This is a genomic window from Terrimicrobium sacchariphilum, assembly GCF_001613545.1.
Taxonomy (GTDB): Bacteria; Verrucomicrobiota; Verrucomicrobiia; order Chthoniobacterales; family Terrimicrobiaceae; genus Terrimicrobium; species Terrimicrobium sacchariphilum.
Map to the genome: position 1 here is coordinate 640,954 of NZ_BDCO01000002.1, position 23,651 is coordinate 664,604.

General features: G+C 58.5%; 19 protein-coding genes and 1 pseudogene. 10 read left to right on the plus strand and 10 right to left on the minus strand.

Features of this window, described 5'->3' with window-relative positions; translation table 11 throughout:
• Nucleotides 1–80: 80 nt before the first annotated feature.
• Nucleotides 81–1,160, plus strand: coding sequence for a hypothetical protein (locus tag TSACC_RS03655; RefSeq protein WP_075078033.1), 1,080 nt, complete (start codon nucleotides 81–83; stop codon nucleotides 1,158–1,160).
• A 227-nt stretch (nucleotides 1,161–1,387) separates the two neighbouring features.
• Here the strand turns inward: TSACC_RS03655 and TSACC_RS03660 are convergent, their stop codons facing one another.
• The 5 genes from TSACC_RS03660 to TSACC_RS03680 are packed head-to-tail and all read right to left on the minus strand — an operon-like array spanning nucleotide 1,388 to nucleotide 7,260.
• Complete coding sequence (locus TSACC_RS03660) at nucleotides 1,388–2,035, minus strand: hypothetical protein (protein WP_153811236.1); 648 nt, start codon at nucleotides 2,033–2,035, stop codon at nucleotides 1,388–1,390.
• Nucleotides 2,028–5,249 carry a hypothetical protein gene (locus TSACC_RS03665; protein WP_075078035.1) on the minus strand — a complete coding sequence of 1,074 codons (3,222 nt, stop codon included), beginning with the start codon at nucleotides 5,247–5,249 and terminating at the stop codon, nucleotides 2,028–2,030. Before TSACC_RS03665 ends, TSACC_RS03660 begins: the two co-directional genes overlap by 8 nt.
• A complete protein-coding gene (locus TSACC_RS03670; protein ID WP_075078036.1) occupies nucleotides 5,246–6,076 on the minus strand; it encodes a type II secretion system protein in 831 nt (276 codons plus the stop codon). The genes TSACC_RS03665 and TSACC_RS03670 overlap by 4 nt, the downstream gene beginning before the upstream one ends.
• Nucleotides 6,073–6,552, minus strand: coding sequence for a type IV pilus modification PilV family protein (locus tag TSACC_RS03675; protein WP_075078037.1), 480 nt, complete (start codon nucleotides 6,550–6,552; stop codon nucleotides 6,073–6,075). Before TSACC_RS03675 ends, TSACC_RS03670 begins: the two co-directional genes overlap by 4 nt.
• An 18-nt stretch (nucleotides 6,553–6,570) precedes the next feature.
• A complete protein-coding gene (locus tag TSACC_RS03680) occupies nucleotides 6,571–7,260 on the minus strand; it encodes a prepilin-type N-terminal cleavage/methylation domain-containing protein (RefSeq protein WP_075078038.1) in 690 nt (229 codons plus the stop codon).
• 943 nt (nucleotides 7,261–8,203) lie between these two features.
• On the opposite strand from TSACC_RS03680, the gene TSACC_RS03685 reads away from it, so the two are divergent.
• On the plus strand, nucleotides 8,204–8,755 hold the full coding sequence (locus tag TSACC_RS03685; RefSeq protein WP_075078039.1) for a hypothetical protein: 552 nt from the start codon (nucleotides 8,204–8,206) through the stop codon (nucleotides 8,753–8,755).
• Nucleotides 8,756–9,263: 508 nt separating this feature from the next.
• On the opposite strand, the gene TSACC_RS03690 is transcribed toward TSACC_RS03685, so the two are convergent.
• From TSACC_RS03690 to TSACC_RS03700, 3 genes are all read right to left on the minus strand, one after another.
• Nucleotides 9,264–10,673, minus strand: coding sequence for an L-fucose/L-arabinose isomerase family protein (locus TSACC_RS03690; protein WP_075078040.1), 1,410 nt, complete (start codon nucleotides 10,671–10,673; stop codon nucleotides 9,264–9,266).
• On the minus strand, nucleotides 10,670–11,617 hold the full coding sequence (locus TSACC_RS03695; protein ID WP_075078041.1) for a carbohydrate kinase family protein: 948 nt from the start codon (nucleotides 11,615–11,617) through the stop codon (nucleotides 10,670–10,672). The genes TSACC_RS03690 and TSACC_RS03695 overlap by 4 nt, the downstream gene beginning before the upstream one ends.
• Before the next feature lie 183 nt (nucleotides 11,618–11,800).
• Complete coding sequence (locus TSACC_RS03700) at nucleotides 11,801–12,799, minus strand: LacI family DNA-binding transcriptional regulator (protein WP_153811238.1); 999 nt, start codon at nucleotides 12,797–12,799, stop codon at nucleotides 11,801–11,803.
• 65 nt (nucleotides 12,800–12,864) lie between these two features.
• Here TSACC_RS03700 and TSACC_RS03705 point away from each other — a divergent pair, with 65 nt between their 5' ends.
• Nucleotides 12,865–13,836 carry a class II fructose-bisphosphate aldolase gene (locus tag TSACC_RS03705; protein ID WP_075078043.1) on the plus strand — a complete coding sequence of 324 codons (972 nt, stop codon included), beginning with the start codon at nucleotides 12,865–12,867 and terminating at the stop codon, nucleotides 13,834–13,836.
• A gap of 144 nt (nucleotides 13,837–13,980) precedes the next feature.
• On the opposite strand, the pseudogene TSACC_RS22330 reads toward TSACC_RS03705, so the two are convergent.
• Nucleotides 13,981–14,076 (minus strand): annotated as a pseudogene (locus TSACC_RS22330) (IS110 family transposase); the annotation flags it as partial.
• A 287-nt stretch (nucleotides 14,077–14,363) separates the two neighbouring features.
• Between TSACC_RS22330 and TSACC_RS03710 the strand changes: the two are divergent.
• The 3 genes from TSACC_RS03710 (at nucleotide 14,364) to TSACC_RS03720 (ending at nucleotide 17,504) form a co-directional block, all read left to right on the plus strand.
• A complete protein-coding gene (locus TSACC_RS03710) occupies nucleotides 14,364–14,753 on the plus strand; it encodes a site-specific integrase (RefSeq protein ID WP_153811239.1) in 390 nt (129 codons plus the stop codon).
• A 91-nt stretch (nucleotides 14,754–14,844) separates the two neighbouring features.
• Complete coding sequence (locus TSACC_RS03715; protein ID WP_075078045.1) at nucleotides 14,845–15,303, plus strand: hypothetical protein; 459 nt, start codon at nucleotides 14,845–14,847, stop codon at nucleotides 15,301–15,303.
• Nucleotides 15,300–17,504, plus strand: coding sequence for a DUF7305 domain-containing protein (locus TSACC_RS03720; protein ID WP_075078046.1), 2,205 nt, complete (start codon nucleotides 15,300–15,302; stop codon nucleotides 17,502–17,504). The genes TSACC_RS03715 and TSACC_RS03720 overlap by 4 nt, the downstream gene beginning before the upstream one ends.
• Before the next feature lie 98 nt (nucleotides 17,505–17,602).
• Here the strand turns inward: TSACC_RS03720 and TSACC_RS03725 are convergent, their stop codons facing one another.
• Entirely contained in the window at nucleotides 17,603–18,682 is a 1,080-nt protein-coding gene (locus tag TSACC_RS03725; RefSeq protein ID WP_075078047.1) for a LacI family DNA-binding transcriptional regulator, read from the minus strand.
• Nucleotides 18,683–18,795: 113 nt separating this feature from the next.
• Between TSACC_RS03725 and TSACC_RS03730 the strand changes: the two genes are divergently transcribed.
• The 4 genes from TSACC_RS03730 to TSACC_RS03745 are packed head-to-tail and all read left to right on the plus strand — an operon-like array spanning nucleotide 18,796 to nucleotide 23,643.
• Nucleotides 18,796–19,707 carry a PEP-CTERM sorting domain-containing protein gene (locus TSACC_RS03730; protein WP_075078048.1) on the plus strand — a complete coding sequence of 304 codons (912 nt, stop codon included), beginning with the start codon at nucleotides 18,796–18,798 and terminating at the stop codon, nucleotides 19,705–19,707.
• Nucleotides 19,708–19,728: 21 nt separating this feature from the next.
• Nucleotides 19,729–21,558, plus strand: coding sequence for an endo-1,4-beta-xylanase (locus TSACC_RS03735; RefSeq protein WP_075078049.1), 1,830 nt, complete (start codon nucleotides 19,729–19,731; stop codon nucleotides 21,556–21,558).
• Nucleotides 21,555–22,820, plus strand: coding sequence for an exo-alpha-sialidase (locus tag TSACC_RS03740; RefSeq protein WP_075078050.1), 1,266 nt, complete (start codon nucleotides 21,555–21,557; stop codon nucleotides 22,818–22,820). Before TSACC_RS03735 ends, TSACC_RS03740 begins: the two co-directional genes overlap by 4 nt.
• 22 nt (nucleotides 22,821–22,842) lie before the next feature.
• Nucleotides 22,843–23,643 carry a hypothetical protein gene (locus TSACC_RS03745; RefSeq protein ID WP_075078051.1) on the plus strand — a complete coding sequence of 267 codons (801 nt, stop codon included), beginning with the start codon at nucleotides 22,843–22,845 and terminating at the stop codon, nucleotides 23,641–23,643.
• The last annotated feature ends 8 nt before the right edge of the window (nucleotides 23,644–23,651 follow it).

Genomic DNA, 23,651 nt, shown 5'->3' on the forward strand with positions numbered 1-23,651 from the left:
ATCCCCCTTTTGGGGAGCCTCCCAAACACTGAGGCTCTTTGCCTGAAGAACTTCGATTCCCTCTCTTTGTTTTCAGAAGCATGAGACCAACTCCGATCCTCATCAGCGAGTTCTCACAAAATCGCTATCTCACTTATCCCCATGCCAATGGCTTCGCGGACCAGGGGAATTCACTCGTCCTTGGTGAGCTCTGGGAAGATACCGTGAATCTTTGGAAAATTGATATCGCCACAAGGGCTGAAACATTGATTTGCTCCTTCCCCAGGGAACCCGAACCCGAGAAGCTATTGTGGTTCGATATTTCACTCGAATCCAACAGGCTGGTCACCATCGCTCAGAATACCGTCTGGCTCTTCGACCTTAGTGACATTGAGCGTGGCGGCGTCGAGCTCTTCCACGCTTCCCCCAACCATATTATCCATCCCCTGCCCAGCCTCTCGAACGACGGGCGCCGGATTGTCATTGGGCACTACACCGAGGGAAGACACAGTGCGCTCCTTATCAGCATTGACGACCCCAATGTTAAAAAGCTTTTCGAGCACGAGTGGTGGGCAAATCACTTTCACTTTTGTCCGCACGATGAGAGCTGGATCGGATATAGCCATGAAGGAGACCCCGATGTCATCCGAGATCGCATCTGGGCTTGGCACGCGGATCTCGCCAGCTCGGGGAAACCGTTGTTTGATCAGACTGCCAGCGGTTCGGCTATAGGCCACGAGCGATGGTGTTTTCATGCCACGTCCGCCCTGGGAATCGCTTATGGCGTCTCCTCCACGGTCCCCGGCGGCCTCTTCGAATTTTTTCCCGACGGTCGACCGCCGCGTCTCGTCAGCGCGGGAGATCGCGACTGGCACGTCGGGGTGAGCCGCGATGGCCGATGGGCCGTGGTCGATACCACCGGCCCGTATGATGTCCCCGGCTACAGATGGACGGATGCGGCAGACATCAGTGACGTCCTTCTCGTCGACATGCAAACTGGCGACCGCACCTTTCTCGCCAGATCACACCAATACATGCGCCACCCGCGCCATCCGCATCCGACTTTCAATCTCGACGGCTCAGCAATCTACTATAACGAATCAAGCCCGGATGCATCCCGAAACCGTGTCTGGATGATTCCAAATCCAGCTTGGACGGAATCCGATCAAGTGCGGAAATAGCAGGGCGGTACCATGGGCGAAAGTGCCGATGGTAAGACTTCCTCCCAGAGAGTTGAAAGAAAGGGTCCGGAAAGAAGGTCCATGACGGTACCTGCGGTAAAGAGACCGGAACTGAGGCATTTTCCCAGCAGGCATCCAAAAAACGAGCCAAGGCTTTTATTTTTATGCTTCTTTTGATGAGTAAGCTAAAAAACGTTGTTACGTGAACCGGCCAGGGGCCTCAGACTCTACTTTCCTCCAGAGAGCCTAACGGGTGTGGCGTCGAGCTCACGGAATCTCGAGAGCTTTTTCACATACTCCTGCGGCGGGGACAGTGGAGAAGAAGGGGCGTTCCAAAAAGTGAAAACCCCTTTTAGGTCACTATTTTCATAGGCAACCGGCAGTAGAGAAACAGCATCAATCCAAAGAGTCTCATTGCTGTCATCGCTGGGACTTTTCCTCTCAAAGCGGAAAACGCGCCGTTCCTGGATGGTGTTTTCCTCCTTGAACGCATCGCCCGTTGCCCATGAGCCGAAAGCGGACAATGTCAGTGCTCTCCAGGCGGAGGAGGCTTCTTCACTCTGAATATTCATCACATTCAACCAGTCACCGACGGGGCTTCTTGTCACAAGCAGAGGACCATCAGCCCAATCCTCGGTTTGCTTTCCATCGAGCCAAGTGATCTTCGAATTCTGAATTCCATCAAAACGTTGCACTGCGACTTCGCTGGGCAAGGCATTCCCAGGGGAGGCAGCCGCTGTGGCTCCATTTTTCCAGATGAACTTCACCGTATAGGATGCCCGATCCAAAGCCGGATGCACGGAAGGCGCCTGACCGAAGGCTCGGATGCCAAACGCAAACACTAAGGATACCATCAGCGTGAATGTCCTATTCATAAACTGGTTCCAATTGACGTGAGATAACAGCGCCGGTAACGCGGTCGATCGCGATGTGCAGCCAGTAACGTTTCTCTCCCTCGACAATGAAATCAGAAGCGAGCGAAGTGGCCTGCGGTGAATACCTTCCCGCCTGTGCGACCACATCGATGAACAGATTCCAGGTCCTGACATCGCAAATGTCGGCGATACTGCGAATTGCAGCTTCACGGTGAGTCTTGTTTGCCGCATCGAGATAATTATTCGCGGGAACGACCGCCGACAACGCCGTGCCGAGAGAAGCCGCGATCTCTCCTCTGTGCAGGAGCGGCGTCTGCCGAAGCTGGGCAGACAAATTGGCCGCCAAATCCGGAACATAGCTGCCGAGCAAATCCGCTGATGCCGGCTCCGAGCCAACAAAATTCTCTCTCTTCAGACCTCCGGTGACAATTGCCCGCAGGACCTCCGCCGGAGCCGTATTCGGGTTGATCTTCCCTGCGACGATGGGGGCCTCATCGACCGAGAAGACGTCCAGCAGTCCCAGATCAGCACTCTGATCGGTGAAGAGATCCACGGTCTTGAACGGCAGATCCCGAAATGCGTATCCTAACTCTGCCACTGATCTGCACGGGCGGTTCAAGATAAGGGGGCGCTGGCTCCCGGTGTTGTTCCCAGCCGCCAGCGGGAAGCCGTTTGGAAAGCTCGCCGCTGACTCGCTTGCGAATCCCCCGTCGGCCATCCGCGCGATTCCATCGACATCCTTGTACTTGACTGTTCCGGCGTCGCTATTCTTGGCAAGCGACGCGGGATAATACCCCGCACTTGCTGTTGGCATGACAGGGCTTGGAGGCGATCCGTACAAGAAGCCCGACGCAACGTCAGGACCAGGGCCGACAAACTTGCTTCCGCTCACCGGCAGATAGGTCGGCCGGAAAGTTGAGTTGATCGGGAACAACGCCAGCCCAACTCCGAATCGGTCCGTCCTGCCATCAAAGGTGACATAAGAATCGTGAGCCGAATCATCACCCAGGTATCCCGCTGCATCAGGAGACACTTGCGTCTGCATCTTGGTCTTCACCTGTCGAATATTGGCGTATGTGCGCCAAACATTCCCGTCCAGCCATTGAAGAGTGAAGGAAACGGACCCTACGGGTTGAAAAAGAAAATAGATAGGGTTTGTCTTGGTCGTGCTATCGGGAAAATACGGCATCGCATCGACTGCAAACCCCACGGGTTTGGCCGTCCATGGCGCGGTGGGAAACTGCTGGCTCGGGATATTCTTGATATCGGTCGCGACAAGATCCACGTTGCCCTCATTCAATGGAACGGGCTGCGTCCGGAAATCAATCGAGGCGAGCGGCTGGATAATGGCGGCCTTTTGATCGACGGAGAAATCGGTATCCGGACCCGTGGCGGCCTTCTTGGGGGGCGTCGGTTGTGGAACCGGGCCGCTGTATGAGTAGCTCGCCGTCATGCGGGCCACCCCGGAGGCTTGCACGCGGATAACCGACGGTGTAGGCACGCTTTCCACATCCGCCTGGTGAGGGTTCCAAAGGGCAGGCTGGACCCAGCATCTTCCCAGGCTCTTGGTTCCATCGAAGGCTGGTGGCGTGACATCTCTAAGTATTGGCGCAAGCCTGGTCAAGTACGGGAGATTTTCGATTCCGTACGCGAAATTTGCGCTATCCGTCAAAGGCGCGAACATCGGGCAGAAAATCGTTGTCGGATAATTATCGGCGTCGAACTGATCGATAATATTCGCGCCAATCTTGAAGATTTGCGGGTCGTGCTCGACGCTCACGGCGCGTACATCGGAGTACATCCCGGGATCGGTGGAGTTGACCTTGACCCCACCCGGATCACGACCGAGGGATCCATCCAGGATTGCCGCTTTGAGCAGTTCAAAAAAATCCGGCTCACGATTTGCGGCTGCCACCTCTTGCAAGGTCATGATGCGCCCCGAGGAACCATGGTTATACGTCCAGGGCTCGTTCCCACCTGGTCCACTCAGACCAAAATACTTCTGGATGTCAGTAGCATTTGCGGATGCGTCCGCCAAAAGACCAAGCCGCTTGAGCGGAAACCGATTTTTCAGAAGCGGCTCTCCAGTCACCGCCAAACTCCCATCTGAGCGAACCCATCCTCCAGCCTTTACCCTGACGTTCGCAAGGGACCGATTGATCGACGAAGGAGTGTTTGCCTTATCCTTATACGCGTAGATCCCACCCGCCGGGGCATTTGTTGTCGGAGAATAATTTGGAGCGTTGAGCGATCTATGGATGGTGGTCAGATACGGAAGGGCGTTGGTCATTCCGTTCAGCTGCGCGTATCGTATGAGATCCTGACGATTGACAAATGCGTCGTCCCCGGCCTTCACAGCCACTCCTCCGTTCGTTCCCAGATAGTTCGTCACATAGGAGATTGCCGTGGGGAGACTGGCCTTGTTCCTCCACTTGACCATCTTGTCAATTTGAGCCGCACTGAGATTTCCACCTCCGTTGGGAATTTGCGTAAGATCGGCAAGGAAGGAGGACCCTTTCTGCGCGATGAACCTTCCGGTCAGATCCGAACCGCCCTTGGTAAAGCCCGCGATGGAGACATCGAGCAGCCCGCCCACATCATACACCGCATAGCTGTAACGGCCGATGACGTATTTCGGATTCGAAAGAGATCCATTCTTCGCTTCGGATACTGTGACAATCTGAGGGCCGGAACGAGTGACATTGATCCAGTCAGGCGCCGCCTGATTCGTCGGCCATCCATTGGCGAGGAGGGCTGGTTTACTCCAGCCTTGCAAGGTGATCCTCCGACCATTTCCCGCCGGGGCGCTGGACGCGGCCGCACTGGCGAGACTCGGCCCGTTGGTGAAGAAAGGCACTCCGGCTTTGCTGATCTTGTAGAGCGTGCCGACATTCGTGGTCGTTCCGGCCCGCTGGAGCACCATGTCGGTTCTCGCGATGGGTTCAAAGACGCAAGGAGCGCTGGTGTCGCCGGTCGTTCCGTCCGCCCCGTAACGGACAGACCCATTCTCGATCTCCGCCACAATCTGATCCTCAAGAGTCTGTGCTGCACCCAAGGCGATCTGGTCCGCCCGAATTCCTTGCGAGTAGCTCTGTGTGGCCGCCCGATCCATCCTCATGACCGTGACAAAGGCTATGAGGATCGAACTCACGACAACGATGAGGCAAAGAACCAGCACCAAAGCAAACGCCTTTGATTGAGAGGGAGCCTTCATCTTTGCGCGGTATTGGGAAGCGGCACGACCGTCTCGAACACTCGAATGCCGGTTCGAACATTCTGGGGAAGATTCGCTCCCTCCGGTCCGCTCAGAAAGGAGTCAATCGCGGCCTGCCAGTGGGCTCTGAGTCCCCGGCTCAAGCTCCCCGGTTCGTTCCAAGCGGAAGACGAGAGAAAGGCGTCTAGACGGCCTTGCGAAGCGAGCAATTTCTCGGTTCGCTCATCCAGTACGATCATGCAAATCCCCAAGGCGCGGGAGGACGACTGGGCACTATTGGTGTAGGAATTTTCGATAACTGGAGAATCTCCTTTCGGACCGGAGTTCAAAAAATAGATTCCAAACGCCACAACCCCGGTGACGAGTTCCGTGGACGAGCCCTTGCTATCGAGATCCGAAGCGCTTGGAATGGTAGTGGTTCCGAAAGCCATATTTCCCGAGTTCGAACCATCCCAATCAATGGGCAGAGTCTGTCTCAGCAAGGTTGCATTGGCGCCAATCCGGTATCGAACGATCGAGATGGATCGATCTCCCCGCCCTCCGCGGGCAACGTAGAGGCAGAAATTCTTCGGCACCGAGGAATCGACGGAAACGAAACCTCCGAGATCGGGCCGCAAGATTCCCGCTTGAACATCCCGCGTGATGATGTCGAAGGCGGCCCGGGATTTCCCAAGGTTATCCGCCAGTTGCCGACCCTCGGCCCAGCTCTTGCTCGTCCACGAGATCATCTGGAGAAAGAGGACCGCCATGACGCTGATAACGGCCATCGCGACGAGCAGCTCAACAAGGGTGAATGCCCCGACGCGGCTACGACTCCGTCTTTTCATGGGACAGCGATCTCCGTTGAAATCTCGTATCGCCCAATGGCATTTGTGAGATCGGCGCGAGGCGGCCAGTACAGCAAGCAGTAAACGCTCGCGGACCGCGCATGTTTCGTGACGACATACCCGAGGGCATACTCCGCCGCAGCCACGTTCGTCGCATAGCCATCGGCGCCCACGTAAACCGGAGTGATACTGGAAGACGATGGATCAAAGTTGCTTTTGCTCTCCTTGAGGTCAGGCAGAGAGAATCCGGACAGCAGGGGACTGTTTGTTCCGTCGATAGGAACCATTCTTCTCTGGTTAAGGAGAAGAGACGACAAGTTGGCCGCCTTTGTTGTCTCCAGGGATTCGCTGCCAGTGCGCAAGCCGAGGGCAAACAATCCCAGTATCCCAACCACGACGAAACCGACAATACCAATGGTGATCACCACCTCGACGAGGCTGAATCCTCGTTGCCCCCTGGGAGAAAGCAGAATCACAGACTTCTCGATGGATGCCTACTCCGAACGGTAGACATGGACAGAGCCCGTTAATCCAGCGATCTGGATCACTGAGGCCCATTTGGGATCGGGTCTGACATCCGGTCTGATCGCAAGCTCGATTCTCGTTGGTACATCAGAGTCCGTACTCGCGGAGCCATCCGGTGAAAACCAAAACCCAATCGGAAAAGTCGCTCCGCCGATCGGACCGAATGTTGATGCGCCTGTGTCGATCGGCTCCACTGATTGAGCGGGATCTGGACGAGATACGGCCGAAAGCGGAATCTGACCCTTCTTTTCCGTCACCATTCCATTTAGCTTGAGAGTGTGCGTCAGCTGCCTGCCCTCCGCGTCCCCCGACCCTACCACGAAAGACTTCGTGCCCCGAGCGGCAATGTCTGATCCGCTATTGGAGGCTACGGCCGTGACCCATAGGCTGGCCTCAGGCCCGCCGCTATCACGCGGCAGAAACGAAATGTAAACGTACGTGTTCTGGGCGGTCGCATACTGACGCGCCTGCTCCAGGAATGAAGCCAGCTTCAATGTGCTGCTGGACGCATTTCCACCGTCCGTGATACTATTGAGAGCCGGAACAGTTGCCGTCGCCAAAAGCCCGATGATCGCAATGACGAATAGAAGCTCAACGAGGGAGAAAGCTTCACGATGGCGACTGGGGAGTCTGGGGATGATGAGATTGTGGAACATCATTGCTCGATTTGAAGTAAACAGTGTGCTCGCAGACATTTCCACTCAATCTTTGTGTTAATCGTAACGTTATGGCATTTCCGCGGAGATGCAGCTTCCGCCACCTGCTGGCAGAACGCTGAGGCAAAGCGTTCAGTTTGTTGGTCAAAGTTATTGGGGTGCAGTCAAAACAATCTTGCAAATTTGAACGATCCCTCAAATTTTTGCCCTGATGCGCTCTTGCCACTGCCATCTATTAACTATTCTGGAGCAATAGCAGGTCTTTTCGGATATTGACCGACCCATCCCCCAGCTCGCTTGCCCCATAAGCCAACCTTTTGAGTTTTGTTTGAGCAATCCCTCAGGGGATACATTTCAGAAATCACATTGGATGCTAAGCGAAAGCCGTCCAGCAAGCGAGAGACGATCCGCAAGGAGTCACTGCTGGGACGGCTGGCACCGCTGGCGCAAGTGCTGGCGGAATCCATTTTGGAGACACACTTCCATCAAGCCTTTTCGCAGGAATGCGGGGTCCCATGACGGAGTTTGCTGCGGTCGGCGCGCCATTATAGAATTTTCACTTGTTGCGATATCGTCGTCCCCAGGCGTTTCCCATACTGTCGTGAGGGCTTGGAATCAACATATCGCCATAAATGCGACTGCATATTGGGCGCGGGAAATGAGATCGACACAGGCATGTTTCCCAGGTCCGGAGATGATTCTGCCGCCTCAAGGCGGCCAGGCGCTGCATCCGTCAGGGGGGAGAAACGAACAGAAATTTTCTGCGACCGTCGCAACATGCGACCGTTGGCACCACTGAAAAGGCGATAGCAGAATACGATGCCTGCGTTAGGAATAACATTGAGATTTCCTTGATTGCCAATCTCTGGGAATCCAAGATGGACGCTTGCTTTCCTTTCCCCCAATCGAGATGCCACGAATCCCCTTTCCTATCACAGGCTCAATAATGAAATGCTTCTTCGTTTCGGTTGCTGCCACCTTAATTTTTTCTGCCTCCCTATCCGCGGGGCAGACGCTTCCAGTTGAAAACTTCGATACTGAAAGCCCAGCATGGATCTCGCAGGCCGACGCGCCCGCGGGAGCGAAGCTGGAATTTGTCGAAGACGAAGGGCGATCCGCTATTCGCTTCAAGGGGACATTTTTTCCCGGGGATGGGGAGCCTCATGGTTTAAACGCAATTCAGTCCAAAGAGTTCCTGTCGGGCTTAACCGTGCCGGAGGGAAAAATCATCGTTGTCACAGTAGAGGCGAAGGCGAGTGAGGCAGGCCGCCGCCTCCGCCTCCTGATCAGGGATGCGCGGAGCCAGAACTTTGTCGTCTCTTCGCTGGACTTGGATACGAGTTGGTCAGAACTCCGGTACACCATCGATCCAAAAGAGATGAAAATGGCGTTGCCAGTTCAACTTTTTCGGTTGGCGTTTGAGACGGCTCGCCGCGACGAAATGGGGACCCCCGACGAATCCGTTTCCATCGACAAGATCACCGTTTCAGTTGAATGAAGACTGCCTAGACAGTGTGCGTCGGACTATTCGGAATCGGCCAGGATAGCTATTAGCCATCAGTTTGCGGGCTGGAGGAACGCATGAAGAGCGATCTGGCGGCCGTTGAGAACGCCCGGTCCGGCCGGGAGTCTAAGCGGTAAACCTTTGCCTCATCGATAACGCGCTGAAGGCGTTTGAACCCGGACACCCGTTTTGCCGCGAGGGTCTAGATCTTCCCGCACGTCACCACCTAAGCGATCACCTCGACGGTGCTACCCGTGGTGCACCGAGCCAGGGCGTCGGCAGTTAGCCTCAACCTTGCAGCCTTCCGCAAACGTCGATCACGTGAAATTCACCGTCCTGCGCGACCGCGCAGCCATGACCCGGGACTTTGCCAGTCCTGCTGCCCGGTATGTCCTGTTCCGGAAACAGCCAGTTTTTCCACCTCGCGGGGGTCGACGTGTATCAGTCGGTACATCGTGTTCAACGTATTGACTCAACGAAAAGCGAAACCCAGGAGCCCGGGTCAGTTTATTTCTGTCGGAGTGTATCCGAGATAGGTGGAGAACGCCTCTCTCACGGCGTCCGCGACGCGGCCAAAGGTCATGCTGACGTGGTGGCGGTAGCCGGCGCGGCCAATGAGATTCAGTTTTTTCTGCAGCTCCGGAATGCGTGCGACGCCCGCGCAGCCGAAGAATCCCTCGGCGATGGGATCCGCCGTCATCTCGCCCTCGCCAAGATAATAGTGGAATTTTCCGTCCTCGGTCTTGGCACTGGCATAGGTCATGGACGATGCCGCGATGCGCCCGACATTTGGACCCCATCCGCAGCCGGCGCCCAGAGCCTTGGCGAACATTGGATGATCCACCACCTCGCCCTTTGCGGTCATGAGATCCTGGGGAACGGGGCCGCAATGGAACAGGATGCATTTATCGGGATCCTCGCCGTAGTTGTTGTTCCAGTCCAGGCATGTGGCTGGCATTTCGGCGGCCAGGCGCAAGGCATACATGGTGATGGCATTGCACATGTCCACCTCGCACGCGGCGGGAATACCCCGGTTGTTTAGCTCGCTCATCAAAAGACACGGGGCGATTTTCAGTTCCTTCTCAAGCTCGATCCAACAGCGGAACGAGATCGCGTCCATCCGGTATTCCTCGATGATGTCGTCAATCACGATGGAGAGCTTGGACATCGTGTCCTGCGCAGGGGCGGGAACTTTGGAGCAATTGGCATAGCCGAGCAGAAAATCCTTGCGTGCTTTGAAGGCATCGCGCGAGGTGTCGAAATTCTTCACCCGAAGAAATACGTCGGAAAGATCGAGGGTCTCAGTCGTGATCCCGTAGCGTTGAAGCGTGAGTTCGTCGAAGCGCACGGTTTTGAACGCCGTCGTACGCGCGCCGATGGCGCCAACTGTCATGCGCTTCATTTTTCCGACGATGCGACAGATGCCTGCGAATTTTTCGAGCTGTTTTTTGAAAGTGTCGCTGGAGGGATGTGCGGTGTGGGGCGGGAACACCGTATAAGGCAGGCCATATTGGTAAAAGACATCCATGATGGAAAACTTGCCGCAAAATGCATCACGCCGTTCCTTGAAGCCCATCTTGTCGAGCTCGTCCGGATAGGCCTGGATGAGTATGGGCACGCCGCAATCCTGAAGCGCGGTGACGGCCCCGGTTTCATCGCCAAAGTTCGGCAGGCAGAGAATGATGCCATCGTATTTTCCCTTATTGGCTTCGAGAAACCTCGAATAGACGCGGCCTTCATCGGGGGTCTCCACCGCGCCGTAGCGGGTTGCGGATTCGTCCAGCAGGAGTGCCTTGTATCCGAGGGCTTCGACCTGCGCGGTGAGTTCCTGGCGGGCGCCAGCGACGAGTGTCTCGGGAAAGAATCCGCGGTTTCCGAAATAGAGAGCAAAGGTGAGCGATTGTTTTTTCATAAGAGGGTGGAGAGTTTATTCGCGAGAGCAGGGGAGGTTTCCCGGCGCGCCATTGAGGGTGCATCCTTCCGCCACGGCAGAGCGGTCCGTCCGCCCACTCGACCCGCCACGCACGACGCCAGGAGGGAGCCGAATTCCATGCGCAACTCAAGCGGCCAGTCTTCGAGCAAACCCACAATATAACCGGCGTGAAAGGCATCGCCGCATCCCGTGGTGTCTACCGCCTCAACAACAAAGGCTGGCTGATGCCGGAGGCCGCCGGAATCCCGGTCGAGCGCCCAGCTTCCGTGCCGCCCATCCGTCACAACCACCTGCCCGGGACACCAATCTTCCAGCGCGTGAAGAACCTCGCCCGGCTCCCGCAGACCGGACAGAGCTCGGGCTGCAGCAAGCGGAAGAATGGCATCGGTCCCTAGGCCGAGAAGTTTTTTCAACCGTTCCGGATCGCCTGACTCAAAGTCCATGATGCTCCGGCAGGCGCTTCCCGCGGCCGCCTTGAGCGCGGCCTCTGTCGCGTCCAGGTCATAGCTGTCCACCAGAAGCGCCCGCGCCTGCGCGATCTCGGCGTTCGGGATGTCCTCCCTCCTGAGATACCCATAATGATCCATCTGAATGAACACCGTGCGGGCCGCCGTGCGGTGGTCGATCTCCACCAGGGCAATGGCGGGACGCGACTCCTCGTCACGCACCACCAACCCGGTGTCCACGCCGTTGGCGTGAAAATCCTCGAGACAGATCGAACTCAGCGTGTTCCTTCCCAAGCGCGCCACCATCCCTACGTGAAATCCGAAACGCGCCACGCCGCAACAGCCCGATCCGACTGGCGCGCCACCCTGTATGACCAGATCGTCCACAAATTGTTTGTCATCGTGCCGTACCGTTTCCGGCAGGCGCACCAGCACGTCCACGGCATTGAGACCGACCGCGATCAGATCATAGGGCATGGGATCAATACAAGGTTGACCTAACGTTAGGTCAAGCCCTATTTAAATATCTTCCCAAGGCAAATCACGACTCCTGTGCAAAGTTCTCCAACCCAAAAGCAAAAGTCCCGAGCTGGAACGCGGCGGCGTGATGGGTTGGAATTTCTTCCGCCCTCTCTCACTACACCTCCGCGTGAGACCTGCTCATCCCGCGCAGTGCTGCACGGGGTACTGTCCCTCGTCTCCCACATAGAGCGGAGCAACGGATACGCGCCGCGAACGCGGCGATTCGCCGCGCATGAGCTGGATCAACAATGCGGCGGCCTTTTCGGCGACCAGAGCCGGGCGCAGATCCACAAAGGGAAGCCGCGAGGACATGGCCTGGACAAGGGGCGTGCCGTCAAAGCCTACCACGGGTGCCGATCGGTTCTTTCCCTGCGCGGCAAGAAACCAGGCGAGCGCGCAGACATCGTTGAATCCGATCACGGCGGTTTCGCATTTCACGTCCGGGAGAAGGCGCATGGCGCCTTCAACCGCCGCCTGAAAATCCCAGCTTTCCCCATCGTAGTAGAGCAGGATTGGCTGGGGAATCCGGTGGCGGAGGCAGGCGTCCTGGAGAAGCTCGGGCCGCGGTCTGGGAAGCCCGGCGGTCCGAGCATAGGATGGCGAAAAAAAGGCGATCTGTCGGAACCCCTCGGCGACCAGGCGGCCGACAGCCAGGGCCAGTCCCTTTCCAAGGTCAATGGTGACGGCCGGCTCGCGCGGAGGCCCGTATCCGAGAAACACGCGGGGGCACCCGGCTCCGGCGGAAAACTTCGGCGCGCGCCCTCCGCGCATTTCCGACCAGATCAACAGCCCGTCGACCCCGCGTTCCGAGAGGGTCTGCGCGAGTCGGAGTTCGTCGTCGGCATTGTCCGCGCCATGACAGGTGAGCAGCAACTCGTAGCCGAGCGGATGCAGGCATTTTTCCAGTTCGAGGGAAAGCTGGGCAAAAAACGGATTCTGCAGATTTCCGGCCACCAGGCCCACCGTGTAGCTTTTGCGGGCGCGCAGGTTCCTGGCGGCGAGGTTGCGCACGTAGCCCAGGCGTTGCGCCGCCTCCTCGACCAGACGGCGTGTCTCCGGACTGAAACGGGAATTTCCCGATGCGGCGTTGAGAATACTGGAAGCGGTGGTGGGATGAACGTTCGCCGCTCTTGCCACGTCTTTCAAATTCGGCACAGCCCCGCTGTCTATTCTTTCTGGAGCGACAACTCAATAGACGAATCATGAAAATCATCCGAAATCGAACCGACGTCCTGAAGCGCATGAAATCGGCGGGCGCAACGGCCACCCCAGTCCTTTGTCCCAACGCGGAAACCCCGGAGGAAATGGAAGGCATCCTCATCGGAGCGCAGCGTTATGCCGAGAAACGCGACGCGCCCCGCGTCGTGGTGGGCATCGGTGTCACCGCCTCCTATCCCGATCACCCGCAACTCGGACGCCTGGCCGCCGAAGGGTCTCTGGAACAGGCCGCTGAGACATGGATGAACTGGCTGGAAGCCTATGCGGATCGGGACGGTCTCTCTGAGCGGGTGGAGGTCATACCGTTTCTTGACCATGGCTGGGTTCCGTTGGAGGCCGATCTCCGGCTGATGCGCTCACCCTGGTTTCAGGACGCCATGGGCATCATCCTGTTCGACGCCAGCCTCTACGACTTTGACCAAAACGCCGCCATGACCGCGAGCTACGTCGCCGAAGCTGGCGGCAAGGTGGTCATCGAGGCCTGCCCGGACAAAATTTACGAAAGGGTGGAAATCGAGCGAAAAAACATCCGGGAGTCGGAGATGTTGTCCGATGCTGCCCGCGTCCGGGAATTTGTCCGGCGAACGGGTGTAGACCTGATCGTGCCGAATCTCGGAACCGAGCACCGCACCCAGTCCACCGCACCTCTCGACTACCGCCGCGATATCGCCCGGGGCATCACTCGCGAAGTCGGACCGATCCAGGCTCTTCACGGAACCAGCAGCCTCGGCGACCGTATTCAAAGTGTCGGGCAGGATGGCGTTTGCAAGGTGAATTTCTACACCGCCATGACCCGTGACGCCAGTGCTCGGGTGAAGGCGGGGTGGGACGAAATCCCCGCAGATCAACCCTTGCCCATTTTCCGCGCCTGCGGCGGTGCCATTCACGTCGCGCGACGGAATGTCTTTGCCGAGAAGACACAATCCATGATGGAACTGCTGGTGGATGTCGGTTGATAATTTCCCCCTCTCCCCCCGACAAAAATCATAAAAGAATATCGCAAATTTAGCGTTCTACGAGACCAAGGAGTGCTTGCCAGCCGACAATATTACAATCCCGTTTGCTTTGTCTGAGAGCAACAATCTGCCGGAGAAACTTAAAAGGGCGGTACGGACATTCTTGCAGCCACCGGCAATGAGGCGACGTCCGCCGTATTGACCGCTGTCGCGATTGAAGGGAGCGACTCTGGCGAGAGAGACTCCTCATCGACCACTTCGTCAAACATCTCTGGAACCAGGAGCCCAAAATCCCGACTAATCCTGAGCAAATCCATCGGGTGAGGCGCAGAGAAACTATTTTTCCGAGGTGTCTTCGAAGTCTTTGCGCATTCTATCAGACAGACGGCAGTCGGGCGTTTCGCAGCACCAAGGAGCGTAATCGTGCCAAGGCCCTGAGAATCTGCCTGGGGTGGGATGATGCCGCGCGACAAGGAAAGGAGAAGCGTCTGACGGAAGCGCAGGTGCGACGCGTTCTCTCGGACATCATGGAGAACGCCACTGGTGAAAAGGTTCAGTTTTACTCGACTCGCTCATGGCTGGAGGAGTGGTTGAAGAACCGCGAGGGCTCGGCGTCAGCGACGACGATGCAGCGATACAAGCAATTGATCCGGGATTTTCTGGAACACTTGGGAGATCGGGCGGAACTGACGATTGCTGCCGTCACGCATGGTGATGTGGTGCGCTTCAGGGACAAACTCAAGGCTGGAGGTCGGGCCGAGTCGACGGTCAACAACCTCCGGGAGTCCAAAACCTGCGCGTCGAAAGCAAACTACGGATCCGGTCCGAAGCCTTTTCCCTCGGTCGCTCGCTCTCGATCCGCCAGCTTCCCTAAGCCATCCGAATTTTCGCTTTCCACTTCGCTTATGCTTTCGTAAGCAAAGTCGCCGTGATTTTAAGCAAAGTCGTCTACGCGGACGTGGAAAAGATACTCGTCCGCCGGTTTCAGCCGCCCAAGGATTCTGATTGATGAGGCTCTTTCCCGCTCTCTGCCTGCAAGTCGTGGTGGTGGCGCTTGCGTGCGCGGGGACGGCCTCGTACATGCGGTTACGTGGCGATACGGAACTTCTCTCCGGCGTTCAGGACGCATGTCTGCCGGTCGCGCAAGCAGTTCGCAACCGCCTCAGAGAGGAGGGCGTGGCGAATCGCATCCTCCTGGTGGATTACGAGCTGAATTCCTACGCCTGGCACCACGTCGCGGTGGTCTTTGCCTTGGAGGACGGCACCCTGGCTTCCTTTGAATCCTTGAATTCGCTGGCCGCCTTTAACAGGGGAAGCGTCGCGCTCGGGATATCGGATTGGAACGCCATGGACATCGCCGAGCGCCTGCCCCGGCAAGGCGGCGTGACGGTGAGGGACGCCAGATGGATTGACGGATTAACCTACGAGTCGACCCAATCGGCTTTCATGACGGGGGTGCGACGATGAAAAGGAACGCCGGAGCTTTCACCCTTGTTGAGGTTCTGCTGGTCGTCAGCGTGCTGGCGATTCTGAGCGGGGCGGCCTATCAGGGCGTGGTACAGGTGCGCAAGTCGGCGCGGGAAAACAAGCTGCAGCAGGACGTGGACACAATCAACCGGGCGATACCGATCTACCAAACCTTCGACGGGCAGCTCTCGCCAAACCTGAAGGAAGAAGCGGTGATCGCCCAGCTGAAGACGCGGCGGACGGACAGTTCGGCCGCAGTGGCCATCCTGCCCGGCGGTTCGGTCATCGACCAGCGGATCCACCCGGTGATGCAGACGGCCGCGGAAGCGGCCACGACCGACAAGCGGGCCGTTTGGACGGGAACGATTTTCGAGGTGCGCTCCGGCCCGGGGCCGGCCGGGGTGAAGGAATTCGAGATTCAGGACAATCTGGCCAAAGAGGCGCCGGTCGACGCGACCGAACGCAAGGAGCTGCTGGCCCAGGTGCATGACGTCAAGCAGGGGCCGGGATGGATCTGGGACTACCGCGACCTCACCCCCGAAGAGGCCGCTGCGCTCACCAACCCAAATACGAGCAATCCCACCAGCACCCCGACGCCGTCTCCCGCCCCGTCGGCCAGCCCGACTCCGGATCCGGCCAAGATCGCCATCCACCCGATGATCAGCGGTCCCACCGAGGTGACCTACGCCGCGGCCGGAGGACAAATGGCCAGCGGCGCCGCCACCGTATCGGTCTTCCTGACGGGCAGCGTGGTTGGAACCATCCCGGCCAACCAAGCAGGCAAGGTGACAGTCACCCTCAAGCTTGAGGGGGGAAGCGCCGGCGGCACGGATGCCGCCCCGGCCACCATGGGGATTAGCACCAGCGCCTTCGCCGGCATCACCACCGTCATTGGAACCGCAAGCCTCGACGCCGACCCGAATGCCTTTGTGATCAGCGGCAATCCCGACCGCCAGAGCGTCGCGATCAAGAAAGTCACCCTCGGTACACCGCTCATCACCGCCGTCCAGGGGATGAACACATCCTTCTTTGTCTCCCCTGGCGATCTGGCCAACCTGCCCGCCGGGTACATCCTGCGGTATTCGACCGACGGTAGCGACCTCGAGTCTCCCAGCGCCGGCCAGGCCTATACCAGCGCCGTGCCCCTGGCGGAGGACGCCATCACGACGATCAAAGCCCGCACCTTCGCCCCGGCCAGCCTGACCAACTGGTTCTTCGACTCGGCCCAGACCACGCAGGTCTACACTCCCGTCGTCAGCCCGTCCACCATCCCCAAAGGGGTTTTGGTGGGCAGCCTGTCGGCCCTGAACGGCACGTTCAACGGCAACATCATGCTGGCCTACAGCCCAACCCCGAGCAACATCCAGATCAACAGCGGCGGCAAGATCAACGGCAGCCTCTACCTGCCTGGCACACCGACCGTGAAAAGCAACGCCGTCTCGGGAGGCGACAAAACCTGGACACCCGCCCGCGACAGCCTCTTTGCCTCCGTCATCCTCGGGCAGAACACTTACGACAACAGTCCGTACCGCGTCGTCGACCTGGGCGGGCCGGCCGACCCGTCCAATTACACGGTCAACTTTGATCCGGCCCCCTCCGTCACCGGCAAGGTTTACCGGCAGATCGAACGCTACACGCTCACGGCCTTCGACCTCAGTCAATGGGGCACCAAGGCGTCCAATGCCCCGACCGCCTTCCCCGTCAGCGGGACGTACACCTACGCCGCCACCAGCAATGCCGACATCACGGTCAACAGCGGCACCCCCACCGTCAACTTGATCGGAGGCACCACCGCAAACCCGCAAGCCGGCCACTTCGGCAGTGTCTCGCTCAACAGCGGCACCCTCGTCCTCGGCAACGCCTCCGACCCGAATCAGGAGATGGTCTACTACTTCGACAGCCTGACTCTCAACGGCGGCACCATCCAAGTCGTCGGCAAGGTCACGATCAACCTCAAGGGCGGCTTCAACCTCGGCCGCACCATCGGCAACTCCGCCCACCCCGGATACTTGCAGCTCAACATCTGGAGCGGCAGCTTCAACGCCAACAGCGGGTCCGCCGTCTACGGCGCCGTCTACGCCCCCAGCAGCACCGTCACCTTCAACGGCGGTTCCACCCTCAACGGATCCATCACTGCCAACAAGCTCAACATGAACTCAAGCTCCGTCATCTACTCCCTCAAGCCCCCTACCGAACCCTAAAGCCAAATACGAGCCAACCGGATGTACCGAGGGGCCAGGGTGGCAGGATGGTCACTATTCGGCGGTCCAACAGCGCTTCCATCCAAACATCCAGATCTCTAGCGGGCTTTGCGCGTCCGGGATGCCTTTTGGTGCGGGCGAGAGGGCTTGGGAACGAGCAGCGTGGCGCCGGCTTTCCAATATCCGCCGATCAAAAGATCGTGAGACACTGTGGGAAGGCCGAAATTATTGTTATGCATGGCGGTGACCAACTGCTCGACGACTTGCGCTCCGATCTCGCGTTTTCTCGACCAGATACCCGCCCATTCCGCACAGTCGTCTTCCATCGCGAGATGCACGACTCCGATTTCCTCGGGGACTTTCCGACCGGCCGCTCGCAACCAGTTCACGAGTTCGCTATGGTGACCGACCACGACATCCGGACGTTCCCCGTCCAGCCATTCGCGAAATTTTCGGCCATCGCCTTTGATCTCGTCCACGTGCCGGTAGATTAGCGGGCTGACTCGCTCCGCCGTATCGACGTCGGCGTGGAAATACCACAGGCCTGAGATGTAGCCGTGGAAGCTTTTGCGCTCGGTGAGTTGCTGCATGAATACGCCGATCCGCCGATACCCGAAACGGCGCAGCATCTTCAGCGCGAGAAGCATGTTGTAGAAGTAATCGTGTGCCACGCGATGCAGCCTGGGGGCGAGGATGGCGCGCTCGAAAGTCACGCTGGCAAATCGGCTCCAGTTCAGACGGAGATGGGTCAGACTCTCCAGCGATGGACATACGATGACACCGGTGATGCCACGATGGTACAGGATGTTGGAAATTCGGCGCGAGTTCATCTCCGGTGTCTTCAGCCAAATCTCGTCCAGCTTGTAACCCAGCTCCGCGCAACGGTCCCGAGCGCCTTCATAGTAAGGGTACAGCCAGCGGAACCGGCGCCAGGCGTCTTCGTGCTTGCCGGTATTCAGCCATGCGATGGGGAGAGGCTCTTTGCTCTTGGCTTCGCGCACGCCTTCCATGAGGCGGGCCATTCGCGCGTCCGGGATGAAGTTGAGTTCTCGCGCGATGCGGTGAATCTCCTCCCGGGTTTCAGCCTTCACTCGCGGGGAGTTGCGCATGGCGCACGAGACTGTCATCCGCGAAACACCGGCGATCCGCGCAATGTCGCCCAAACTCGCTTTTTTCATCGACTCCTTACGATGGCTTTCCGGTCAGGAAATGGCAACAATCTTATGTAAGATTATTGGCTCATTGCTGAAGATTCGGGAATGAAGCAGCGTGTTCTCGTTTTCCAACCTCCATGAAACACCCTATCTCACTCATTGCTCTGACGGGCACCCGCATGTTTGTGCTGGCTTCCCTGATCACGGGCTTTGCCGTCACTTCACAAGCACTCATTGTGAATTTTGATTCCGCGAGTTCCATCACCGACAATTTCTCCGCTGGAGGGATCGTGGCCTCGGGAAGTCTTACCTATTCCTCCAGCGTCGGGCTCAACGGGGGCGGAGGAGCGGTGTTGCCGGGCGGAACTAATAACAATTTTATCTATTCGGCTAATCAATCGTTCAGCCCCGCATCGCTCCTGACGATCAGCACTTATCTCAAGATCGACGCAGCGCCAGGGGGCGCGACGAACGGGTTGTCGCTGGTGACAGGCATCAGTGGCACCGCCGCCCCGCAGTCCGCCCTGGGGTGGGGAGGTGCTTCCACCGACGGTGTCGTGGGTGTGCCGCGCTCCGCGACTGGCAGCGGGTCGACCTTTACCACGCCCCAGTATTCCCTGGCGGTCTCGCTGCGATATGACGCTACTGCGGCGAAATATAATCTCGTGTCGTTTAGCAATGGGTCCAATGCCGGGCTTGGAACCGGTGCGCAATTTTCGCTCACGGCGGGGAACTGGTATTATTGGAGCACGACGTATACGTTTAACTCGATCAATCTGTCGTATACGTTCTCCTCGCAGCTTTTCTCGGCTTCTGCGGACGGGACCGTGGGAACGGCGGTGAGCGGCATCTATACTCAAACGGTGATTAATTCCGGCCTCGCGGGATCATCTTCGATCTATGGAATCCTGGCGTCGCAGGCGGGTTCGGCGAAAGGTGTTGCATCGATCGACAGTTTTGCGGTGGTACCCGAGCCCGGTTCGATGGCTCTCCTTGGGCTGGGGATGCTTGGTTTGGTTGGCTATTGCCGCTTGCGCTCGCGGAAGTAAGCTTTGCGGGGATCTGTTTGCATGTCTGGCTCTCCTATCAGCGGTCTGGTGACCGCGGCTCTCATCCTTCTCCTGGGCGGCGCCGGTCGGCTGATTGCGCAGGTTGACAAACCGGTGCCCCCGGGCGGGGAGGCGATCTTCGCCAACGCCTCGCGAGAGGCGGCCATTTCATCCACGGCCACGGCGTATGGCTCTGTCACCCTTCCGACGCCGGAGTATCCCGCCTTTCGCTTTACGGTCGAGAAGATGCCCCGCAATCCCTGGGATATCCAGGCGCGGTGGATCAATCCCGCTCCCATCAAGAAGGGTGAGATATTGCTTCTCACGGCGAGGGCGAGGACCCTGGACATGAAAAGCGAAACCGGCGAGAGCCGGATCACGACGTCGGCAAATCGCGCGACGCCGCCGCATGACTCCTGGGGAGGGTATGAGTTTGCGGTCGGATCGGACTGGACCGTAATCGCGCACCCCTTTCAGGCAAAGAGCGACATCGATGCAAACGGGTTCCAGTTTGGAATCAACTTTGGGACCGGCCTGCAGACGGTGGAGCTTGCCGACGTGAGCATCCTGCGGTTTCCGGCAGGCACGCCGATGGACCAGATGCCGCGCCCGATCGTAACTTATGAGGGGCGTGAGCAGGACGCCGCCTGGCGAAAAGAGGCGCAGGAGCGGATCGAGAAGATCCGAAAGGGGGATCTGAGCGTCACCGTGCGGGATCTCTCGGGGAATCCCGTCCCGGGGGCGCAGGTGCATGTCGCGATGCGACGGCATGCCTTCCCCTTTGGCACCTCGGTACGGGCATTCCGTCTGCTGGACGACTCGCCGGAGCATGAGCAGTATCGGTCAATACTCACGAGGTATTTCAATCGGGCCACATTTGAAAATGAAATGAAGTGGCGCAAGACGGGTGAGCCGCAAAACAGCCCCGACAAGATCGAGAGGGCGGTCGACTGGCTGTTGTCGCAAGGGTTTTCGATTCGCGGGCACTGTCTGGTCTGGCCTGCCGCCAGGTTTCTTCCGGATGATGTCGTGCAGTTGCGCGACAAGCCGGAGGAGTTGCGGGCGCGGTTCCTCGATCATATCGCCAATACGGTGGAGGCCTATCGCGGGCGGGTCTCCCTCTGGGATGTGCTCAATGAGCCAGTGAATAACATGGAACCATGGGTGAAGGACACGCTCGGTCCGAATGCCATGACCGAGTGGTTTGAGGCTGCCCGCGCGGCAGCCCCTGAAGCGCGCCTTTACCTGAACGACTATGCCATGCTCTCGGGCGGAGCCCGCGACGCACGGCGGATCGATGAGCTGGAGAATATCCTGCGTACGCTCAGGAATAACGATGCTCCGGTCGATGGCATCGGCGAACAGGCGCATTTTGACGCGACGCTGGTCGCGCCGGAGAAGATGTTCAAGACGCTGGATCGGTTTGCCGCCTTTGGCCTGCCGATTGAGATCACGGAATTTGACATTGCGAGCAGCGATGCCCGGTTGCGCGCGGACTACACCCGCGATTTCCTGATCGCTGCGTTTTCCCACCCTTCGGTCGCTGGTATTACCATCTGGGGGTTTTGGGCGGGCAGCCATTGGAAGCCGGAAGCCGCTCTGTGGAATCGCGACTGGAGCATTCGCCCCAACGGTCAGGCCTTTATCGATCTGGTGCGCCAGCAATGGTGGACGGATATTACCGAGACGACCGATGCATCGGGAAATGTCCGGGTACGGGGATTCCTTGGAGAGTACGAGATCACGGTCAAGATCGGCGACCGGCAGCGCAAGGTGATCGCGCAACTGCCTGGCGCCGGCCTCGCTCTGCCCGTGCGGATCGATGTTTCCTCCGAAAAAGCCAATCCATGAACACCCTTACTCACATCGCGCGTGAAGCCGGCCGGACCGCGCCCGACTTTTTCGTCTACCAGCCGGAGTGCAGCGGCGACATCCGGCACTCCAGGGCCAGCAATGAGCACTTTCTGGTGAGCCGTCTCTCCGGGCAGACGTACCTGGCCGTCTGGACGCAGAGCAGTTTCGAGGGAAATCCCGACCAACACATCGTCATCTCCAAAAGCGTGGACGGCGGGGTGGTTTGGTCGGAACCCAGGACGCTGGCCGGGCCGGATTTGCCGGAGGGCTCCGGGATGGCTAGCTGGGCGTTTCCTTTGATCTCGCGCACGGGCCGCATCTATATCATCTACAGCAGGCATACCGGGGTGAACGATGTGTTCACGCATACGACCGGCTTGATGGCTGGCATCTTCAGTGATGACGAGGGGAAGACCTGGAGCCAGGAGTCCATCATTCCGATGCCCCGCTCGATTTGGGACAACCCCGACCCCGATGTGCCGGCGAACTGGATCGTCTGGCAAAAGCCAATACGACTGGCCGATGGGCGCTATTTCTCAGGATTCACCCGGTGGGTCAGCCCGTCGGTGCGTCCGCCCAAGCCCATAGACGAATGGTGGGCTGAGGCTTCGGTGGTTCAGTTCATCCGGTTTGAAAATGTCGATGAGGGACCCGATATCGATGGCCTGAAGATATCCTGGCTGGCCCGGGACAAGGACGCCCTGCAAACGCCGCTGGTGGGTCATCCCTCGGTGCCTTGCATCCAGGAACCCAGCATCGTCGTTTTGCCAGATCAGCGATTGTTCTGTGTCATGCGGACGACATTGGGCAGCCCGTACTATTCCGTGGGCAGTCCGGATGGCAGCGAGTGGACCAGGCCGGAGATACTGAGGCAGTACGATGACGGACCGGCATTGCCGCACCCGCTGAGCCCTTGCCCGATCTACGAGACCGGACTGGGAGACTACGTGCTGCTCTATCACAACCACGATGGGTACTTTCTCGACAAGACGCCTTCGGATACCTCGGAACATCGCCGGCCGGTCTGTCTCGCTCGCGGTGAGTTTCGCGCCCAGGCGCACCAGCCGGTCTGGTTTTCCTCTCCCTGGTTCTTCATGGATAATGGAGGAGTTTCCATCCTGCGTGGAGATCTCGCCCTTTATGCCAGCCTGACTACGGGGGAGGAGGGGCCCGTGCTCTGGTATCCGGACCGCAAGTTCTTCCTTTTGGGGAAGAAGATCGATCCCGCGCTCTTCGGAGCACTGGAAGTCATTTCCTAACATTTCAGCCATATCCCATATCATGAATCCATTTCGCCTCACTGTTCTTGGTCTCTGCCTCGTCGGCGCGTCCTCTGTCTGGGCCGAGGAACTCATCGTCGATTTTAGGAAAAGCGACGACATCGGCCTCCTCTTTCCGGGAAAGATAGTCGGCCCGGGTGTGTTGACTGTTTCCCCCGGCGGCCAGCCTGCAGCGATGCTGCCGACTGGCGACTCGGGGAATTTCCTCTACTCGCTCAAGAAACCGCTGGCCAACTCCGGAGCCGATGTCGAGGTGACGGTGGACTTTTGGACCACGACGCCAACAGCGTCCACTCCCGGTCTGGCCCTGGTGACGGGACTCTCTGCCGTGCCCGGCCCTCAGTCCGCGCTGGGCTACAAGGGGGCTGATACGGATGGCTCCATCGGCGTGCCGCGTTCTTCCACCGGCACCGGAGAGGCCTTTGAAGATGCCCAGGCCTCGGTGACAATCGCGCTGCGGTTCAGCCCGGATGGGAAATGGAGTCTGATGGCGTTCAATGACTCGTCCCGCCAGGGAACAGCCATTTCCGAGACATTCCCGCTGGAGGAGGGAAAACAATACCGATGGATAACGCGGTACGCTCCGGTTGCGAAACGACCGGGCTTTGAGTTCACCTCGCAGATCTTTGAGGTGACGGCGTCGGGCGGCAAGGGTACCCCGGTCGCTCCGGCCTACTCCCAGCAGGTCGCCAATGAGGCGCTCTTTGGCGCGTCCTCCTTCTTTGCGGTGATAGGCTCGCAGCAAGGCGGCGCCCGGGGAGTCGAAAAGATCGATCATTTCGGCGTCAAGTCGGTGAAATAAGTTCTCCT

Coding starts and splice junctions, on each gene's coding strand:
- TSACC_RS03655 (WP_075078033.1), top strand. CDS start 81: ATGAGACCAACTCCGATCCTCATCAGCGAGTTCTCACAAAATCGCTAT.
- TSACC_RS03660 (WP_153811236.1), bottom strand. CDS start 2,035: ATGAATAGGACATTCACGCTGATGGTATCCTTAGTGTTTGCGTTTGGC.
- TSACC_RS03665 (WP_075078035.1), bottom strand. CDS start 5,249: ATGAAGGCTCCCTCTCAATCAAAGGCGTTTGCTTTGGTGCTGGTTCTT.
- TSACC_RS03670 (WP_075078036.1), bottom strand. CDS start 6,076: ATGAAAAGACGGAGTCGTAGCCGCGTCGGGGCATTCACCCTTGTTGAG.
- TSACC_RS03680 (WP_075078038.1), bottom strand. CDS start 7,260: ATGATGTTCCACAATCTCATCATCCCCAGACTCCCCAGTCGCCATCGT.
- TSACC_RS03685 (WP_075078039.1), top strand. CDS start 8,204: ATGAAATGCTTCTTCGTTTCGGTTGCTGCCACCTTAATTTTTTCTGCC.
- TSACC_RS03690 (WP_075078040.1), bottom strand. CDS start 10,673: ATGAAAAAACAATCGCTCACCTTTGCTCTCTATTTCGGAAACCGCGGA.
- TSACC_RS03695 (WP_075078041.1), bottom strand. CDS start 11,617: ATGCCCTATGATCTGATCGCGGTCGGTCTCAATGCCGTGGACGTGCTG.
- TSACC_RS03705 (WP_075078043.1), top strand. CDS start 12,865: ATGAAAATCATCCGAAATCGAACCGACGTCCTGAAGCGCATGAAATCG.
- TSACC_RS03710 (WP_153811239.1), top strand. CDS start 14,364: ATGGAGAACGCCACTGGTGAAAAGGTTCAGTTTTACTCGACTCGCTCA.
- TSACC_RS03715 (WP_075078045.1), top strand. CDS start 14,845: ATGAGGCTCTTTCCCGCTCTCTGCCTGCAAGTCGTGGTGGTGGCGCTT.
- TSACC_RS03720 (WP_075078046.1), top strand. CDS start 15,300: ATGAAAAGGAACGCCGGAGCTTTCACCCTTGTTGAGGTTCTGCTGGTC.
- TSACC_RS03725 (WP_075078047.1), bottom strand. CDS start 18,682: ATGAAAAAAGCGAGTTTGGGCGACATTGCGCGGATCGCCGGTGTTTCG.
- TSACC_RS03730 (WP_075078048.1), top strand. CDS start 18,796: ATGAAACACCCTATCTCACTCATTGCTCTGACGGGCACCCGCATGTTT.
- TSACC_RS03735 (WP_075078049.1), top strand. CDS start 19,729: ATGTCTGGCTCTCCTATCAGCGGTCTGGTGACCGCGGCTCTCATCCTT.
- TSACC_RS03740 (WP_075078050.1), top strand. CDS start 21,555: ATGAACACCCTTACTCACATCGCGCGTGAAGCCGGCCGGACCGCGCCC.
- TSACC_RS03745 (WP_075078051.1), top strand. CDS start 22,843: ATGAATCCATTTCGCCTCACTGTTCTTGGTCTCTGCCTCGTCGGCGCG.